The 16117-nt window shown below is 70.2% G+C and carries 18 protein-coding genes; 10 read left to right on the plus strand and 8 right to left on the minus strand.

The window, feature by feature from the left end:
• The first annotated feature begins 25 nt into the window (after nt 1–25).
• The 3 genes from GON06_RS16445 to GON06_RS18565 are packed head-to-tail and all read left to right on the plus strand — an operon-like array spanning nt 26 to nt 1550.
• Nucleotides 26–808 (plus strand): HAD-IIA family hydrolase, encoded by a 783-nt coding sequence (locus GON06_RS16445; protein WP_157313395.1) that lies wholly within the window; start codon nt 26–28, stop codon nt 806–808.
• Nucleotides 808–1380: a YdeI/OmpD-associated family protein gene (locus GON06_RS16450; protein ID WP_157313396.1), complete on the plus strand. Its 573-nt coding sequence runs from the start codon at nt 808–810 to the stop codon at nt 1378–1380. The genes GON06_RS16445 and GON06_RS16450 overlap by 1 nt, the downstream gene beginning before the upstream one ends.
• Entirely contained in the window at nt 1377–1550 is a 174-nt protein-coding gene (locus tag GON06_RS18565) for a hypothetical protein (RefSeq protein ID WP_198346737.1), read from the plus strand. The genes GON06_RS16450 and GON06_RS18565 overlap by 4 nt, the downstream gene beginning before the upstream one ends.
• 6 nt (nt 1551–1556) lie before the next feature.
• Here the strand turns inward: GON06_RS18565 and GON06_RS16455 are convergent, their stop codons facing one another.
• Genes GON06_RS16455 through GON06_RS16470 form a run of 4 tightly spaced genes read right to left on the minus strand, consistent with a single transcriptional unit; the run spans nt 1557 to nt 5156 of the window.
• The gene (locus GON06_RS16455; protein ID WP_157313397.1) at nt 1557–2594 is read right to left on the minus strand and encodes a Gfo/Idh/MocA family protein; all 1038 of its coding nucleotides are present in this window, start codon (nt 2592–2594) and stop codon (nt 1557–1559) included.
• Nucleotides 2591–3370: a ThuA domain-containing protein gene (locus tag GON06_RS16460; protein ID WP_157313398.1), complete on the minus strand. Its 780-nt coding sequence runs from the start codon at nt 3368–3370 to the stop codon at nt 2591–2593. Before GON06_RS16460 ends, GON06_RS16455 begins: the two co-directional genes overlap by 4 nt.
• Entirely contained in the window at nt 3367–4458 is a 1092-nt protein-coding gene (locus GON06_RS16465) for a Gfo/Idh/MocA family protein (RefSeq protein ID WP_157313399.1), read from the minus strand. Before GON06_RS16465 ends, GON06_RS16460 begins: the two co-directional genes overlap by 4 nt.
• The gene (locus GON06_RS16470; RefSeq protein ID WP_157313400.1) at nt 4455–5156 is read right to left on the minus strand and encodes a ThuA domain-containing protein; all 702 of its coding nucleotides are present in this window, start codon (nt 5154–5156) and stop codon (nt 4455–4457) included. The genes GON06_RS16465 and GON06_RS16470 overlap by 4 nt, the downstream gene beginning before the upstream one ends.
• Before the next feature lie 97 nt (nt 5157–5253).
• Here GON06_RS16470 and GON06_RS16475 point away from each other — a divergent pair, with 97 nt between their 5' ends.
• Together GON06_RS16475 and GON06_RS16480 are read left to right on the plus strand one after the other, a co-directional pair.
• A complete protein-coding gene (locus GON06_RS16475; RefSeq protein WP_157313803.1) occupies nt 5254–6396 on the plus strand; it encodes a Gfo/Idh/MocA family protein in 1143 nt (380 codons plus the stop codon).
• Nucleotides 6397–6477: 81 nt separating this feature from the next.
• A complete protein-coding gene (locus GON06_RS16480; protein ID WP_157313401.1) occupies nt 6478–7923 on the plus strand; it encodes an alpha-N-arabinofuranosidase in 1446 nt (481 codons plus the stop codon).
• Between the two features lie 170 nt (nt 7924–8093).
• Here GON06_RS16480 and GON06_RS16485 read toward each other — a convergent pair whose 3' ends face one another.
• Complete coding sequence (locus tag GON06_RS16485) at nt 8094–8996, minus strand: ROK family protein (protein WP_157313402.1); 903 nt, start codon at nt 8994–8996, stop codon at nt 8094–8096.
• A gap of 102 nt (nt 8997–9098) precedes the next feature.
• Nucleotides 9099–9662, minus strand: a complete 564-nt coding sequence (pyrE, locus tag GON06_RS16490) for an orotate phosphoribosyltransferase (RefSeq protein ID WP_332837650.1) — start codon at nt 9660–9662, stop codon at nt 9099–9101.
• A 59-nt stretch (nt 9663–9721) separates the two neighbouring features.
• Here pyrE and GON06_RS16495 point away from each other — a divergent pair, with 59 nt between their 5' ends.
• The 5 genes from GON06_RS16495 to GON06_RS16515 all read left to right on the plus strand — a co-directional run bounded on the left by GON06_RS16495 (nt 9722) and on the right by GON06_RS16515 (nt 14802).
• Nucleotides 9722–10258: a YbhB/YbcL family Raf kinase inhibitor-like protein gene (locus GON06_RS16495; protein ID WP_157313403.1), complete on the plus strand. Its 537-nt coding sequence runs from the start codon at nt 9722–9724 to the stop codon at nt 10256–10258.
• A gap of 152 nt (nt 10259–10410) precedes the next feature.
• Nucleotides 10411–10842, plus strand: coding sequence for a GlcG/HbpS family heme-binding protein (locus GON06_RS16500; protein ID WP_157313404.1), 432 nt, complete (start codon nt 10411–10413; stop codon nt 10840–10842).
• A complete protein-coding gene (locus GON06_RS16505) occupies nt 10839–13016 on the plus strand; it encodes a malate synthase G (RefSeq protein ID WP_157313405.1) in 2178 nt (725 codons plus the stop codon). Before GON06_RS16500 ends, GON06_RS16505 begins: the two co-directional genes overlap by 4 nt.
• Nucleotides 13017–13124: 108 nt before the next feature.
• The gene (locus tag GON06_RS16510) at nt 13125–13970 is read left to right on the plus strand and encodes an exodeoxyribonuclease III (RefSeq protein WP_157313406.1); all 846 of its coding nucleotides are present in this window, start codon (nt 13125–13127) and stop codon (nt 13968–13970) included.
• 22 nt (nt 13971–13992) lie between these two features.
• Nucleotides 13993–14802, plus strand: coding sequence for an HAD family hydrolase (locus tag GON06_RS16515; protein WP_157313407.1), 810 nt, complete (start codon nt 13993–13995; stop codon nt 14800–14802).
• A gap of 4 nt (nt 14803–14806) precedes the next feature.
• On the opposite strand, the gene GON06_RS16520 is transcribed toward GON06_RS16515, so the two are convergent.
• On the minus strand, nt 14807–15430 hold the full coding sequence (locus tag GON06_RS16520; protein WP_157313408.1) for a dihydrofolate reductase family protein: 624 nt from the start codon (nt 15428–15430) through the stop codon (nt 14807–14809).
• Nucleotides 15427–16116, minus strand: a complete 690-nt coding sequence (locus tag GON06_RS16525) for a winged helix-turn-helix transcriptional regulator (protein ID WP_157313409.1) — start codon at nt 16114–16116, stop codon at nt 15427–15429. The genes GON06_RS16520 and GON06_RS16525 overlap by 4 nt, the downstream gene beginning before the upstream one ends.
• Nucleotide 16117: the final 1 nt, after the last annotated feature.

Genomic DNA, 16117 nt, shown 5'->3' on the forward strand with positions numbered 1-16117 from the left:
CACGTGCCGCTCTAGGCTGGGCGTCATGGCAGAACGCTCCGAGATCGAATGCTGGCTCACCGACATGGACGGCGTGCTCGTGCACGAGAACGACGCCATTCCCGGCGCGGCCGAGCTTCTCGCGCGCTGGGAGGACGCCGGCATCCCGTACCTGGTGCTGACGAACAACTCGATCTTCACCGCGCGCGACCTCTCCGCGCGCCTGCGTGCCAGTGGGCTGCACGTGCCGGAGCACCGCATCTGGACCTCGGCGCTCGCCACGGCCGACTTCCTCAGCCAGCAGGTGCCCGGCGGATCGGCGTTCGTGATCGGCGAGGCCGGCATCCTCACCGCCCTGCACGACGCGGGGTTCATCATGACCGAGTCCGACCCCGACTTCGTGGTCGTCGGTGAGACCCGCAACTACTCCTTCGAGGCGATCACGAAGGCGATCCGGCTGATCGACGCCGGGGCGCGGTTCATCGTCACCAACCCGGATGCCACCGGGCCGAGCGCCGAGGGACCGCTGCCCGCGACCGGTGCGATCGCCGCGCTCATCACCAAGGCCACCGGCCGTGAGCCGTACGTGGTGGGCAAGCCGAACCCCATGATGTTCCGCTCGGCGCTGAACAAGATCGGCGCGCACTCCAAGCGGACCGGGATGATCGGCGACCGGATGGACACCGACATCGTCGCGGGCATCGAGGCGGGCCTGCACACCGTGCTGGTGCTCACCGGGATCAGCGACCGCGCCGAGATCGAGAAGTACCCGTTCCGCCCCGACGAGGTCGTCGGCTCGGTCGCCGACCTGCTGCCGGAGGATCGCTGATGGGCGCGCTCGACGAGGGCGAGCGCGTGGTGGCGGCGGATGCCGAGACCTGGCGCGCCTGGCTCACCGAGAACCACGGCACCTCGAAGGGCGCCTGGCTGGTGCGCCCGCGACCCGGCAACGACGACGTGCACATCGGCTACGAGGACTCCATCCTGCAGGCGCTGTGCTTCGGCTGGATCGACGGCCCGGTGCGCAGCTTCGACGAACGCATCGGCGGACTGTGGTTCGCCCCTCGCCGCGCGTCCAGCGGCTGGGCGGCGACGAACAAGGCCCGCGTCGCGAGACTCGAAGCCGAGGGGATGCTGGCACCCGCCGGCATCCGGGCGATCGAGATCGCCAAGGCGAACGGCGCCTGGGAGGTGCTGGACGGCCCCGAGGCGGGCATCGAGCCCGCCGACCTGACCGCGGCGCTGGACGCCGCGCCTGCGGCGCGCGCCGGCTGGGACGCGTTCCCGGCCTCATCGCGCAAGATGGGTCTCACGCAGATCGCGATGGCGAAGCGCGCCGAGACCCGCGCGAGCCGGATCGCGAAGATCGTGGCGGATGCCGCAGAGGGGAAGCGCCCATGAACCAGCAGGACCTGCTGTTCCTGGTGATGATCACCATCGGCCTGGCGACCCTCGCCGTCTTCGCCGTGCAGCTGCTCCGGCGGCCGAAGCGCGACGACAAGGGCGCCTGGTACGAAGGCCCCTGGGACGACGACGACAAGCCCCGCGGCGGGAGGCCGGACGGCCGCTGACCCGGCCTACCGCTGCGCCGCGTCGATCACGTCCTGGATGAGCACCCGCTGACCGCTCTCGGCAGAGAGCACAGCGGCCTCGACCATCGCGAGACTGCGGATGTTGTCGGATGCCGCGTTCTCGGGTGCCGATCCGGAGCGCAGTGCCGACACGAACGCCGCCAGGGACCCGGCGAGCTCGCGAGGCGACTCCGTGACCGCGGCAGAGACCGGCTCACCGGCATCCGGCCGGTGCACGAGCGGCGCACCCTCGCCGTCCCACTCCGCGGAGCCGAGAGCCGCGGACACGCGCCAGGCGCCGTTCCACGACGTCTCCATTCCCGGTGCGCACCAGCTGCCGTCGTACACGTAGCGGATGCCGCCGGTGAACTCGAACACGGCCACCGCGTTCGCCGCGCCGTCGAACCAGCTCCACTCGGGGTTGTACTCCTCGCAGTACACCGACACCGGTTCGGCATCGGCGACGTACCGCGCCGCGTCGAAGGCGTGGATCGCCATGTCCACCAGCAGCACGTGCGGCATCCGCTCCCGGAACCCGCCGAAGCGCGGGGCCTTGAAGAAGTCGGTCGTCACCGTGCCGATCGCGCCGAGCTCGGCGACCTCGCGCCGCAGCGCCCGCAGGCCCGGCAGGAATCGCCGCGACTGGCTGATCATCAGCAGCTCGCCCGCCGACTCGGCGAGGACCGCCTGTGACGACGCGTCGGCCACGGTCGGCGCGGCCGGCTTCTCGCAGAGCACGGGCAGCCCGGCGTTCAGCGCCTCCCGGTTGACGACGAGATGCGCCTCGGGAACGGTGACGTTCACGACGGCATCGGCCCCGGTCACGCGCGCCACCTCGGCGGCGCTGCGGCCGATCTCGATGCCTTCGAGTCCGGCTTCCGCCAGCGCCGCCCTCGCGACGTCCAGATCGAGATCGACGAGGCCGACCAGCGAGACGTCCGGGTTATCGCCGATGGTGCCGATCCAGGCGCGCCCCATCCCGCCGGCGCCGACCTGCACGATCCGCAGCGGGCGGTCGCCGGGCAGGGTCCGGAACGAACTCATCGCTCCAGCGCCCCCTGGTAGCCCTGGCCGTTGTAGAAGTCCTCGGTCTCGTAGCGCAGCAGCACCGGGCTGACGCGCTCGGGGCGCACGGTGCGCGCCCATTCGACGCCGTTGGCGATGACCCGGCGCACCTCGGCCTGGTGGTAGACGGGGTAGTCCTGGTCGCCAGGGCTGAAGTAGAAGATCTTGCCGAAGCCGCGTCGGTAGGTCATGCCGCTGCGGAACACCTCTCCGCCCGAGAACGTCGACAGGAAGACCAGTTCGTCGGGAGCCGGCACGTCGAAGAACTCGCCGTACATCTCCTGCTCGGGGATGATGAACGGATGCGGGATGCCGCGGGCGATCGGATGCGTGGGATCGACGGTCCACACGATCTCGCGGTCGTCCTTCGCCCGCCAGCGCAGGGTGCAGGTGGTGCCCATCAGCCTGCCGAAGATCTTCGACCAGTGCCCGGAGTGCAGCACCAGCAGGCCCATGCCGGCGAGCACGTGCTGGTGCACGCGCTCGACGACCTCGTCCGAGACGTCGCCATGTGCGATGTGCCCCCACCACACCAGCACGTCGGTGTTCGCGAGCACCTCCTCGGTGAGTCCGTGCTCGGGATCGTCCATGGTGACTGTGCTGACGACGGCGCGGTCGCCGAGGTTCTCCTCGATGCCCTCCTTGATCGTGGTGTGCATCCCGTCCGGATAGATGTCACGCACCTTCTGCTCGATCTGCTCATGGCGGTTCTCACCCCACACGACGACGCGGATCGGGGCGGTGGTCTCGGTCATGCGTACTCCTCGGCAGGGGACAGTGGCACGGCCGATGGCCGCTCACAGGTAGTGGTGAGGTGCAGCGTGCCACCTTCGTCGGCGGATCGCAGCACGGAGAGCATGACATCGAGAGCGTGCTGTCCGAGAGCACCGGATGCCCGCGCCTCCGTCGGGCCGACGAGGGCACGGTCGTGGATGCCGATCCCCCGGCCCGCGTGCGGGTAGCCGGCGGAGACCGGCAGCGCCGTCCAGCCGTCGCCGCCGAGGATGTTCAGCAGCACCTCGCCGTCGAAGTTGTTCGGGTCGGGCACCACGAGCGATCCGCTCTCGCCGTGCACCTCGATGTTCGACGCCCTGGTCGCGACCGCGTCGAAGGACATGACCAGCGTCGACAGCGCGCCCGACGCATGCGTCAGCACACCCGTGACGTGCGTGTCGACCTCGACCGGGATTCGTTCGCCCGCACGCGGGCCGGACCCGATGACTCGTTCGTCCCGCAGGCGGCTCGCGACACCGGTCACGGAGGCCACAGGGCCGAGCAGCTGGATCAGCGCCGAGACGTAATACGGCCCCATGTCGAGCAGAGGCCCGCCGCCGGGGAGGTAGTAGAAGTCGGGATTCGGGTGCCAGCGCTCATGCCCAGAGGTGATCATCGTCGCCGTCGCTGAGATCGGTCGGCCGATCAGGCCGTCGTCGACGGCCTTCCGCGCGGTCTGGATGCCGGTGCCGAGCACCGTGTCGGGTGCGCACCCCACCCACAGGCCGGCCGCGGCCGCGGCATCCATCACCTGCGCGGCGGATGCGGAGTCCGCCGTCAGCGGCTTCTCGGTGTAGACCTCCTTGCCCGCGGCGAGCGCACGCAGCGACACGTCGGCGTGCGCGGCCGGGATCGTGAGGTTCACGACCAGCTGCACCTGCGGGTCCGCCAGCAGCTCGTCGATCCCGAGGGCACGCGCACCGGGTACCCCGGCGGCGACTGCGGCGGCCCGCTCGGGCACGAGGTCGGCGACTGCGACCAGCTCGACGGTGTCCAGTCGCGAGAACGTGTCGAGGTACTGGGCCGAGATGTTCCCGCACCCCACGATCCCGACGCGAAGCGGAGTCATCGGCTCGCCCACAGCAGCCCCCGTTCGATGATCCCGCGCACGTTGTCATCCTGCAGCACGTCGAGCGAGTGACCGGGGGTGGCCACGAAGATGCGCCCCTCGCCCCAGAGCCTGGTCCACACCGCCGGCGACGTGATCGGCCGGTGCCACGGGTGGTACGGCTGCACCGGGTGCGTCGTGGTCGCCAGCACGTCGATCAGGTCGTCGTGCAGCACCCAGTACTGCTCGGTGTCGAGCGTGAAGTCGGAGACACCTTCGGTGATCTCGTGGGTGCGGCCGAGCTCGGTGATGTTCACCGTGTAGGGCAGATAGTTGTCGCGCTCGTCGCCCGGTCGCTCGTCCGGCCGGCGACCGGGATGCGTCGCGAACTGGCCGCCGATCAGCTGCAGGTAGTCCGAGCTGTTGCGGTAGGAGTCCGCGATGCCGCCGTGCCATCCGGCCATCCCGGTGCCGGCCTCGATCGCGGCACGCAGCCCCATGACCTCGGCGTGCTCGATGGTGTTCATCGTGTTGCACTGCAGGATCAGGTCGACGCCCGCCATCGTCTCGGCATCCGCGTACACGGCAGGGCCGTCCTCGATCCGGACGCTGAAGCCGCTGTTCTCCAGGAACGGCAGGAACAGGTCGGTGGCCTCGACGGGATGATGCCCGTCCCATCCCCCTCTGACGATGAGCGCGGAACGCGTTGGTGCTGTCATTGCTTCGGTTCTCTCCTGGACATCCGGGCGCGCAACATTTATGTTGCTTGAGACAACTTATACGCGCGGAGGTCGGATGTCTACACTGCGAATCGCCATGGTCGGCCATGGTTTCATGGGCGCCGCCCATTCCCAGGGATGGCGCGTCGCGCCCCGGTTCTTCGACCTGCCGCTCCGCCCCGAGATGCATCTGCTGGTCGGGCGGGATCCGTCGAAGACGGAGGACGCCGCCGGTCGATGGGGCTGGGCGCAGACGTCGACGGACTGGCGTGAGGCCGTGCAGCGCGACGACGTGGATGTCGTGGACATCGTCACCCCGGGCGACACGCACGCCGAGATCGCGCTCGCCGCACTGGCCGCCGGCAAGCATGTGATCTGCGAGAAGCCGCTCGCGAACACCGTCGCAGAGGCGGTGGCCATGACTCGCGCCGCGGAGGATGCGGCAACGCGTGGTGTTCTCTCGATGGTGGGCTTCACCTACCGGCGCGTCCCGGCGGCCGTGTTCGCACGACAGCTGGTCGCCGAGGGGCGCCTGGGCGAGATCCGCCAGGTGCGCGCGGAGTATCTGCAGGACTGGCTGACCGATCCTGAGGCGCCTCTGACCTGGCGGCTGCAGAAGGACCGGGCCGGCTCCGGCTCGCTCGGCGACATCGGCGCCCACGCGATCGACATGGTCGAGTACGTGACCGGCTCGCGGCTCGAGTCGGTCTCGGGCGTGCTCGAGACCCTCGTGCCCGAGCGTCCGCTGCTGGGCGAGGGCGTCGGGCTCTCCGGCACCGCGTCCGCCGAGCGCGGTGCGGTGACCGTCGACGACGTGGCGCTGTTCCACGGCCGGTTCGACGGCGGCGCCCTCGGCTCGTTCGAGGCCACGAGGTTCCGCACCGGCCGCAAGAACGCGTTCCGCTTCGAGATCTCGGGATCGAAGGGCGCACTCTCCTTCGACATGGAGCGCATGAACGAGCTGGAGTTCTACGACGCCACCGCCCCCGCGCTCGAGCAGGGCTTCCGCCGCATCCTCGTCACCGAGCACGAGCACCCGTACACCGGATCGTGGTGGCCCACCGGGCACATGCTCGGCTACGAGCACGGGTTCACGCACCAGGTCGTCGACTTCGTGCCGGCCGTCGCCGCCGGCGCGCAGCCGCGGCCCTCGTTCGCCGAAGCCCTGCATGTGCAGCGCGTGCTCGACGCCGTCGAGCGCAGCTCGGCGGCCGGGAGCGCGTGGACCTCGATCGGCTGACGCCGTACAACGTTGGACAACGCTTTCCCGACCCCCTAGATTGTTCTCGACCTTCTGCCATCCCCCACCGCCTGGAGCACCATGATCACCGCCGTTCCCTCCGCCCTCTCCCCCGTCATCGACCGCCGCATCTACGGGCAGTTCGCCGAGCATCTCGGCCGCGGCATCTACGAGGGGCTGTGGGTCGGCCCTGATTCGCCGATCCCGAACCGCAACGGCCTCCGGATCGATGCGATCGACGCGCTGCGCGCGATCAAGGTGCCCGTCGTGCGCTGGCCGGGCGGATGCTTCGCTGACGAGTACCACTGGCTGAAGGGCGTCGGCGACCAGCGCGGCGCGATGGTCAACACGCACTGGGGCGGCGTCGTCGACCCGAACGAGTTCGGCACCCACGAGTACTTCGAGCTGCTGAACCAGCTCGACGCCGAGGCCTACATCAACGGCAACGTCGGCAGCGGCGGGGTCGCCGAGATGCAGGACTGGATCGAGTACATGACGCTCGACAGCCACACCGAGATGGCCGAACTGCGCAAGCGGCACGGCCGCGAGCAGCCCTGGAAGGTGCAGTTCTTCGGCGTCGGCAACGAGAACTGGGGCTGCGGCGGCAACATGACCTCGCTGCACTACGCGAACCTGTACCGGCAGTACCAGACCTACGTGCGCAACTACGGCGACAACCGCATCACCAAGGTCGCCTGCGGCGCGAACGCCGACGACTACGAGTGGACCGACGTGCTGATGGCACGGGCCACCGACCACATGGACGCGCTCAGCCTGCACTACTACACGCTGCCGACCGGCGAGTGGGACGTGAAGGGCGCCGCTGTCGGCTTCGGCGACGCCGACTGGTACGACACGATCCGTCGCACCCTGATGATGGACACCCTGCTGACCAGGCACGGCCAGCTGATGGACAAGCACGACCCCGGCAAGCGGGTCGGGCTCTACGTCGACGAGTGGGGCACCTGGTACGACGTCGAGCAGGGCACGAACCCCGGCTTCCTGTTCCAGCAGAACACGATGCGCGACGCAGTGGTCGCGGCGCTCAACTTCAACGTGTTCCACCGGCACGCCGACCGCGTGCGCATGACGAACATCGCGCAGATGGTCAACGTGCTGCAGGCCATGCTGCTCACCGACGGCGAGCGGCTGCTGAAGACGCCGACCTATCACGCGTTCGCGCTCTACACCGATCACCAGGACGCGACGTCGGTTCCGGTGCGCGGCGTGCTGCCCGCGCACACCGACGTCACGCTCTCGCACCGTGACGGCGCGTACACCGCGAGCGCGGTGAACTACGGCCTGGAGCGCCCGGCCGAGATCGAGATCGTGCTGCCAGGCGCGATCGGCGAGCTGCTGCGCAGCGACATCCTCACCGCCGAGCAGGCCGACGCGCACAACACCTTCGAGAACCCGGATGCCGTCACGGTGACCGCGTTCGAAGGGGTGCGCGTGAGCGGCGACCGGCTGACGCTGACGCTGCCCCCGCGCAGCATCGTGACTGTGCGGGGGCGCGTCGCGCAGTAGCCCGCCAGGCGGGCTCGGTCGGGGGGGGGGCTATCCCTTGACCGAGCCCGACATCAGGCCGCCGACGAAGTACGTGCCGAGCAGGATCGGCGACGGCGCCGCTGGGGATGCCCGCAGCGACCATGATCTGCAGCAGCGGGATCATCACCGCCTGGTCTCGACGCGCGGAATCAGCGCAGCACGAAGGCTGCAGCGCCGATGAGGGGGCCCTCGCCGGCGAGCGCGGAGCGCAGCACGCGGGTGCGGCGCGAGTACGCGTGCGCCGCCGATGCCGAGAGCGCGTGCTGGACGAGATCGACGTAGTCGTGCGAGACGTGCGAGAAGCCTCCGCCGATCGCGACGACGTCGAGATCGACGAGCGTCGCGGCGTCGGCCAGTGCCTCGCCGACGGCCTTGGCCGAGCGCTCGATCGCGGCGCGGGCGATCTGGTCGCCAGCCGCGGCGTCGCGGGCGAGGTCCTCGCCGGTCTCGCCGGTCCAGCCCTGCGTCCTGGCCCAGGCGGCGGATGCCGGGCCAGAGGCGATCTCCTCGAGGGTGAGGCCGCCCTCGCGGCGCACCTGGCCGAGGTGGCCGGCGTTGCCGGTCGCACCGGGGGCGTACTCGCCGTTCAGCACGAAGCCTCCGCCGACGCCCGTCGACACGACGATGGACAGCGACGCCTTCGCGCCCTGCGTGGCACCGAGCCAGGATTCGGCGAGCGCGAGCGCGCCGCCGTCGTGGCCCAGCACCGGATGCAGGTCTCGGCCGAGCGTGGCGGATGCCGCGCTGCGGACCGCAGAGACGACGTCGAAGCCGTGGGCGAGAGGCATGTTCACCGGCGAGATCACGCCTGCTGACCGGTCGACGGGCCCGGCGCTGCCGATGCCGGCGCCGACGAGCTCGTCGTCGGTGGGCAGCACGGCGAGCGCTTCCGTGACCGCCTCCCGGATCGCGGCACCCAGCGCCGCGGCATCCGCGTCGCGACCGGTGGGCCGACGCACGCGGCTCGCGGCGATGAGCGAGCCGTCCTCACGGACGAGGGCGGCCTCGAGCTTGGTACCGCCGATGTCGACGGCGAGTGCGGTGCGGGTCATGGCTGTTCCTTGAGTCTGCGCATCACTTCGGAGATCTGCGGGGACTCGGAGAGCACGCGGCGGCAGGATCCGAGATCGTGCGGCTCTCCGAGATCGTGCGGACTATTGCGGGTCCAGGCCCAGGTCGTCGAGGTCGAAGGCGGCGAGCCACTGCAGGCCCTCGGCCTCGATCGCGGCCTGCGCGCCGGTCTTGCGGTCGACGATCACGGCGACGGCGATCACCTCGGCGCCCTCGCGACGCAGGACCTCGACGGCCTTCAGCGCGGACTGGCCGGTGGTCGAGGTGTCCTCGAGCACGACGACGCGCTTGCCCTTGACCTCCGCGCCCTCGATCTGGCGGCCGCGGCCGTGATCCTTGGGCTCCTTGCGCACCACGAAGGCATCCAGCGGGCGCTCGGGCGAATCCACCGAGGCGTGCATCACGGCGTTCGCGATCGGGTCGGCGCCGAGCGTCAGCCCGCCGACGGCGACCACGTCGGTGTCCTTGATCAGGTCGAGCATGATGCGCCCGATCGCCGGAGCGGCGCGGTGGTCGAGGGTGAGCTTGCGCATGTCGACGTAGTAGGTGGCCTTCTTGCCGCTGGAGAGCGTGAAGTCACCGTGGAACACCGCCTCTCCCTTGATCAGGTCGAGCAGGTTCTGGCGGTCTGCGGCGAGGTCGGTCACCCCTCAAGTCTATTCAGGCCGGGCGCGGCCGCCTATCGTGGCATCCGAGGAGGTCGTCCATGTTCTCTTACGACCCGTACGCCGCTCTCGCCGAGCTGCGACCCGTCGCCCCGCTCGAACTGACCAGCCCCGACTTCGAGGCCGGCGGGCCGGTGCCCGTCTGGGCCTGGTCGTCGAGCCGAGGCGGCGAAGACCGGCATCCGACTCTGGAATGGTCGCAGCCGCCGGCCGGCACGAAGAGCATCGCGATCTCCTGCTTCGACCCGGATGCCCCGACCGGCTCCGGCTTCTGGCACTGGGCCGTCGGCAACCTGCCCGCCGACCTGCGGTCGCTGGCCGCGGGCGACGGGGATGCCGCATCGCTGCCGGCCGGCGCGGTCGTGCTGCCGAACGAGGCCAGGCTGCAGCGCTACATCGGCGCCGCGCCCCCGCCCGGGACCGGGGTGCACCGCTACTTCTTCGTGGTGGATGCGCTCGACGTCGAGGCGATCGATCTGGACGGCGACGAGACGCCCGCCTACCTGGGCTTCAACAGGCACTTCCACTGCCTGGCCCGCGGCGTGCTGATCGGCACGGCCGACCCCGCCGAGCGCTGACGCGCCGCCATCGGGACCCTCAGCCGGGGCGGTGTTCGGCGTGCCCGGCGGCGGCACTGGACTTTTCTCGATATCAAGACATATACTTCCATCATGCGAGACTTCGGTTTCGCTATGTGAATTCTTGTTGGTCGAGAAGTGAGGAGACATCGTTGTCCACGCACCGTCAGATCGCCACGATCACCTATGAGACGGCCGCCCGCGCGGTCGCCATCGCCATGGAGGTCGGCGCGGAGCACGACGTGCGCGTCGTCGCCGCAGTCGCCGACCCGGCCATGACCCTGATCGCCTACGGGATGGCAGACGACGCCACCCCGCACAGCGCAGAGACCAGCCGCAGGAAGGCTGCGACCGCGGCATCCGTCCGGCGCCGCACGGCGCAGATCCCGGATGCGCTCTCGAGCACCCTGCCGCTCGGGACGGGCGGCGCACTGACCACGATCGACGGAGGCGTGCCGATCATCTTCGGCGACGTGCACGTCGGCGGCCTCGGCATCGCCGGCGGGCCGCCCGCGGTGGATGCCGCGATCGCCATCGAGACCCTCACGCGCCTCGGCGCACGTACAGAAGGAATGGAAATATGACCTCGCATCTCACCCGCGCAGACCTCTCGGTCGCCGCGCCGATCGTCGAGTTCGCTGAGGCGTCGCTCGCCGAGTCCGGTCGCGACGTCGACGCGTTCTGGGCCGGCGCGAGTGCGATCGTGCACGACCTGGTCCCCCGCAACGCCGCCCTGCTCGCCAAGCGCGCCGAGCTGCAGGAGCGCATCGACGAGTTCCACCGCGCGAACCCGGGCGTTCCCGACAAGGACGCCTACCGCGCGCTGCTGCACGAGATCGGCTATCTGGTGCCGGTCCCCGAGAGCGTCGCGATCACCACCGAGGACGTCGACCCCGAGATCGCCACGATGGCCGGCCCCCAGCTGGTCGTGCCGCTGCTGAACGCCCGGTTCGCGATCAACGCGGCGAACGCCCGCTGGGGCTCGCTCTACGACGCCCTGTACGGCACCGACGCCATCGACCAGACCGGCGAACTGGCCCCGGGCAAGGAGTTCAACTTCACCCGCGCCGCCGCTGTCGTCGCCCGCGGACGGCAGTTCCTCGACGAGATCGCGCCGCTGACAGACGGATCGCACACGGACGCCACGGGCTACCGCATCGATGCGGAGGGCCTGCTCGTGCAGACCGCCGCCGGCGACCGCCGCCTCGCGACGCCCGCCGCCTTCGTCGGCTACACCGGCGAGGCGGATGCCCCCGCCGGCGTCCTCCTGGTGCACAACGGCCTGCACGCCGAGATCGTCATCGACCGCGCGGGCCGCATCGGCGCGACGGACGCCGCCGGCGTGCAGGACATCGTCCTGGAGTCGGCGATCACCACGATCCTCGACCTGGAGGACTCGGTCGCCGCCGTGGACGGCGAGGACAAGGCGCTCGGCTACCGCAACTGGCGCGGATTCATGGACGGCACGCTCACCGAGAGCGTCACCAAGGGCGGCCGCACGTTCACACGCGCGCTGAACCCCGACCGCGTGTACCGCACTGCGGACGGCGGCGAGGTGACCCTGCCCGGTCGCGCCGTGCTGTTCATCCGCAACGTCGGGCACCTGATGCGCACCCCCGCCGTGCTGGACCGCAACGGCGACGAGGTCTTCGAGGGAATCGTCGACGCGATCATGACCGCACTCGGCTCGCTGCCCGAACTCGAGGGCCCGAACAGGGGCGCCAACTCGCGCACCGGCTCGATGTACATCGTGAAGCCGAAGATGCACGGACCGGAAGAGGTCGCGTTCGCCGCCGAGCTGTTCGGCCGCGTCGAGGAACTGCTGGGTCTGCCCGCGCGCACCATGAAGGTCGGCATCATGGACGAGGAGCGACGGACCTCGGCGAACCTCGCCGCCTCGATCGCCGCCGCATCCGACCGAGTGGTGTTCATCAACACCGGCTTCCTGGATCGCACCGGCGACGAGATCCACACCTCGCTGCACGCCGGTCCGTTCCTGCCGAAGGCGCAGATCAAGCAGCAGCCGTTCATGAAGGCCTACGAGGACCGCAACGTGGCCATCGGCCTGGCGTCCGGCCTCGACGGCCGCGCGCAGATCGGCAAGGGCATGTGGGCCGAGCCCGACCTCATGCACGACATGCTCGAGAAGAAGATCGCGCACCCGCAGTCCGGCGCATCGACCGCCTGGGTGCCGTCGCCGACGGCAGGCACGCTGCACGCGCTGCACTACCACCAGGTGAACCCGTTCGCCGTGCGCGCGACCCTGCCGCAGGTCGGCGACGAGGCGCTGGACGCCCTGCTGGTGCCGCCGCTCGCCGCTCCCGGGGATCTCACGGACGAGGTCGTCGCCACCGAGATCGACAACAACGTGCAGTCGATCCTCGGCTACGTGGTGCGTTGGATCGACCAGGGCGTCGGTGTCTCGAAGGTTCCGGACATCCACGACGTCGGCCTGATGGAGGACCGCGCCACGCTGCGCATCTCCAGCCAGCTGCTGGCCAACTGGCTGACCCATGGCGTCATCACCGAGGAGCAGATCGACGACAGCCTCCGTCGCCTCGCGGTCGTCGTCGACGAGCAGAACGCCGGCGACCCGAACTATCAGAACCTCTCTTTCGGGGAGTCTGATGGGCCCGGCATCGCGTACACCGCGGCCCGCCGCCTGATCGTCGAGGGCGCCGCGCAGCCCAGCGGCTACACCGAGCCGCTGCTGCACGGCCTGCGCCGCGAGAAGAAGGCCGAGCAGGCCGCGCGCTGAGCGGATGATCGATGAGGGGCGGATGCTGCACAGCATCCGCCCCTCATCGTCTTGATCCGGTGCCCCGGACGGCGAGGCGACGTCCGTCCCCACCGATAGCCTGGAACCATGCGTCTGGCCACCTGGAACATCAACTCGATCCGCACGCGCGTGAGCCGCGCCGTCGACTTCGTGGTGCGCGAGGACATCGACGTGCTCGCGCTGCAGGAGATCAAGTGCAAGCCCGAGCAGTTCCCGTACGGGCCGTTCGAGGACGCCGGCTATCACGTCGAGGCGCACGGCCTGAACCAATGGAACGGCGTCGCGATCATCAGCCGCGAGCCGATCACCGACGTCGAGACGCACTTCGCCGGGATGCCCGGATTCGCGAAGGGTCACGAGGGTCCGGATGCTCCGCTCGAGGCCCGTGCGCTCGGCGCGACCGTCGGCGGCGTGCGGGTGTGGAGCCTGTACGTTCCCAACGGCCGTGCACTCGGAGACCCGCACCTGGCCTACAAGCTGCACTGGCTGAACGCCCTGCGCGAGGCGACCGCCGCCGAGATCGCCGGGAGCCCCGACCTCCCGCTGGCGCTGGTCGGCGACTTCAACATCATCCCGTTCGACAAGGACAACGGCGACCCCGACATCGTCGTCGGCCGCTCCACACACGTCTCCCCCGAGGAGCGCGCAGCGTTCTTCGCCCTGGAGTCCGCCGGCGTCAGCGACGTGGTGCGCCCGCTGATCCCCGAGGGATTCACCTACTGGGACTACCAGCGCCTGAAGTTCCCGCGCAACGAGGGCATCCGCATCGACTTCGTCCTCGGGTCGAAGCCGTTCGCGGACGCCGTCACCGGCGCGAGCATCCACCGCAACGAGCGCAAGGGCGAGCAGCCCAGCGACCATGTGCCGGTGGTCGTCGACCTCGATCTCGGCGGCGCCGAGGAGGACGACGACATGCCGATGATCTTCGCCTGACCTTCGACGGGCTCAGGTACCCATGATCCGGCTGATCGCGACCGACCTCGACGGCACGCTGCTGAACGGGCAGAGCACCGTCTCCGCCCGCACGCGCGCCGCGCTGGACGCGGCACGCGCCGCAGGCATCCGCACGGTGCCGGTGACGGCCCGGCAGCCGATCGGACTGCGGCTGATCGCCTCCGGTGCCGGGTTCGACGACTGGGCGCTGTGCGGGAACGGCGCCTACGGCGTGCATCTGACCACCGGCGAGCACCTGTTCGCCGAGGAGATCCCGGTGCCCGTGCAGCAGGAGCTGGCAGAGGCGCTCGGCGCAGTGATCCCCGACCTCGTCTTCGCGAGCGTGCGAGACGCGGGCGAGAGCTTCGTCGCGCAGCACGGCTACGCCGACCTCGCCGACCTCAGCGATCACAAGCGCGACCCCGCGACGATGGGCGGTGTGCCGCTCGAGTCCGTGCTCGACGCGCCGAGCCTGAAGCTCGTGATCCGGCATCCGTCGGTGCCGATCCCTGAGATCTTCGCCGCCCTGCAGAGCCTCGGGCTGACCGGGTTCGAGGCGACGCTGTCGGGGGCGCCGTTCGTCGAGGTGATGGCCGAGGGCGTCACGAAGGCGACCGGCGTCGCGCAGCTGTGCACGCGTCTGGGCATCGACCGCTCCGAGGTGATCGCCTTCGGCGACGCCCTGAACGACCTCGAGCTGCTGCGCTGGGCCGGCCGCGGCGTCGCGATGGCGAACGCCGAGCCGGCCGTGCGCGAGGCCGCCGACGAGCACGCCCCATCGAACGTCGACGACGGCGTCGCCGTCGTGATCGAGCGGATGCTGGCGGACTGACCCGCTACTCCCCCATCGTGCCCGTGCGCACGTCTCCGGGCAGCGGCGCGTAGCGCAGCAGCAGCGCTCCGCCATCGCCCGATTCGGCGCTCAGCAGCTCCATGTTCCCGGGCGCGGCGCCGTCGGGGAACACCTTCTTCCCCTGCCCGAGTACAACCGGGTACACCCACAGCTGCAACTCGTCGTAGAGCTTTTCGGCGAGGAGGGTCTGCACGAGGTCGATGCTGCCGATCACGTGCACGTCCCGGTGCCTCTCGCGCATCGCAGCGATCTCGGAGGCCAGGTCGTCGCCGACCCGCGTCGACCCCTGCCAGTCCAGTCGGATCCCGGCATCCCGCGAGGCGACGTACTTCGGCACCCGGTCGAACAGCTGGCCGATGAATCCCTCCGGACCCGTCGTGTGCTGCGGCCAGTACCCGGCGAAGATGTCGTAGGTGCGCCGGCCGAGCAGCAGCGCGTCGAGGGTCTCCATCCCCGCGCTCACGCTGCGCATGACGGCCTCGCTCGGATAGCCGGCCTGCCAGCCGCCGAACGGGAACGCGCCCGACTCGTCCTCCTCGGGCCCGCCGGGGGCCTGGGCGACGCCGTCGAGCGTGGTGAACAGGTCGATGATGATGCGTCCGGTCATGAGAGAACTCCCATCGGTATCGGTGCGATGTGGAAGGCGGATGCGAAGACTTCCAGCATCCGCTCGTCGCCGCGCACCACGGCGACGATGTCCTGCGCGACCGCCTCGGCGGCGGTCACCTCCCCCGCGATCAGCCGACGGATGCCTGGACCGGCGACGATCACCGCATCCGCCTCGCCGTCGGGAAGCCGACCGCCGACGGGCGGGGCCGGCGGGGCGAGCTGCGCGACGCTGAGCTCGCCGCCGGAGATCTGCGCGCGCAGCGCGACGTCGCCGACGTGCAGCTCGACGTCGAGGTCGTCCGCCCCCTGCTGGAACGACGTGCGCAGCGCCATGGTGAGCGAGTCTGGGGTGACCACGTCGCCCTCGTCCGGATCGCCCATGGCCTGGAACCCCCACCGTCCGAGGGCGAGCATGATGGGCTCGAGTGCCCGGCCATAGGGCGTCAGCTCGTAGACCAGTCCGCAGTTCAGCAGCGGCACGCGCCGCACCACCCCGCCCTCCTGCAGCTCCTTGAGCCGGGTGGACAGGATGTTTGTGGGGATGCGCGGCAGTCCCTGCTTCAGATCGGTGTAGCGCCGAGGGCCGACGAGCAGGTCGCGGATGATGAGCATCGCCCATCGCTCCCCGACCAGCTCGACGGCCGTCGTGATTCCGCAGTACTGGCCGTAGCTGCGCGCCGCCATC

This window comes from Microbacterium sp. MAH-37 (assembly GCF_009758255.1).
In the GTDB taxonomy this organism is placed as follows: Bacteria; Actinomycetota; Actinomycetes; order Actinomycetales; family Microbacteriaceae; genus Microbacterium.

Bases quoted from the DNA above. Each gene is read 5' to 3' on its own strand.
- GON06_RS16465 (WP_157313399.1), bottom strand. From the start codon at position 4,458: ATGACTCCGCTTCGCGTCGGGATCGTGGGGTGCGGGAACATCTCGGCC.
- GON06_RS16475 (WP_157313803.1), top strand. From the start codon at position 5,254: ATGGTCGGCCATGGTTTCATGGGCGCCGCCCATTCCCAGGGATGGCGC.
- GON06_RS16525 (WP_157313409.1), bottom strand. From the start codon at position 16,116: ATGGCGGCGCGCAGCTACGGCCAGTACTGCGGAATCACGACGGCCGTC.
- GON06_RS16495 (WP_157313403.1), top strand. From the start codon at position 9,722: ATGTTCTCTTACGACCCGTACGCCGCTCTCGCCGAGCTGCGACCCGTC.
- GON06_RS16460 (WP_157313398.1), bottom strand. From the start codon at position 3,370: ATGACCGAGACCACCGCCCCGATCCGCGTCGTCGTGTGGGGTGAGAAC.
- GON06_RS16445 (WP_157313395.1), top strand. From the start codon at position 26: ATGGCAGAACGCTCCGAGATCGAATGCTGGCTCACCGACATGGACGGC.
- GON06_RS18565 (WP_198346737.1), top strand. From the start codon at position 1,377: ATGAACCAGCAGGACCTGCTGTTCCTGGTGATGATCACCATCGGCCTG.
- GON06_RS16505 (WP_157313405.1), top strand. From the start codon at position 10,839: ATGACCTCGCATCTCACCCGCGCAGACCTCTCGGTCGCCGCGCCGATC.
- GON06_RS16455 (WP_157313397.1), bottom strand. From the start codon at position 2,594: ATGAGTTCGTTCCGGACCCTGCCCGGCGACCGCCCGCTGCGGATCGTG.
- GON06_RS16485 (WP_157313402.1), bottom strand. From the start codon at position 8,996: ATGACCCGCACCGCACTCGCCGTCGACATCGGCGGTACCAAGCTCGAG.
- GON06_RS16480 (WP_157313401.1), top strand. From the start codon at position 6,478: ATGATCACCGCCGTTCCCTCCGCCCTCTCCCCCGTCATCGACCGCCGC.
- GON06_RS16520 (WP_157313408.1), bottom strand. From the start codon at position 15,430: ATGACCGGACGCATCATCATCGACCTGTTCACCACGCTCGACGGCGTC.
- GON06_RS16470 (WP_157313400.1), bottom strand. From the start codon at position 5,156: ATGACAGCACCAACGCGTTCCGCGCTCATCGTCAGAGGGGGATGGGAC.
- GON06_RS16515 (WP_157313407.1), top strand. From the start codon at position 13,993: ATGATCCGGCTGATCGCGACCGACCTCGACGGCACGCTGCTGAACGGG.
- GON06_RS16450 (WP_157313396.1), top strand. From the start codon at position 808: ATGGGCGCGCTCGACGAGGGCGAGCGCGTGGTGGCGGCGGATGCCGAG.
- GON06_RS16510 (WP_157313406.1), top strand. From the start codon at position 13,125: ATGCGTCTGGCCACCTGGAACATCAACTCGATCCGCACGCGCGTGAGC.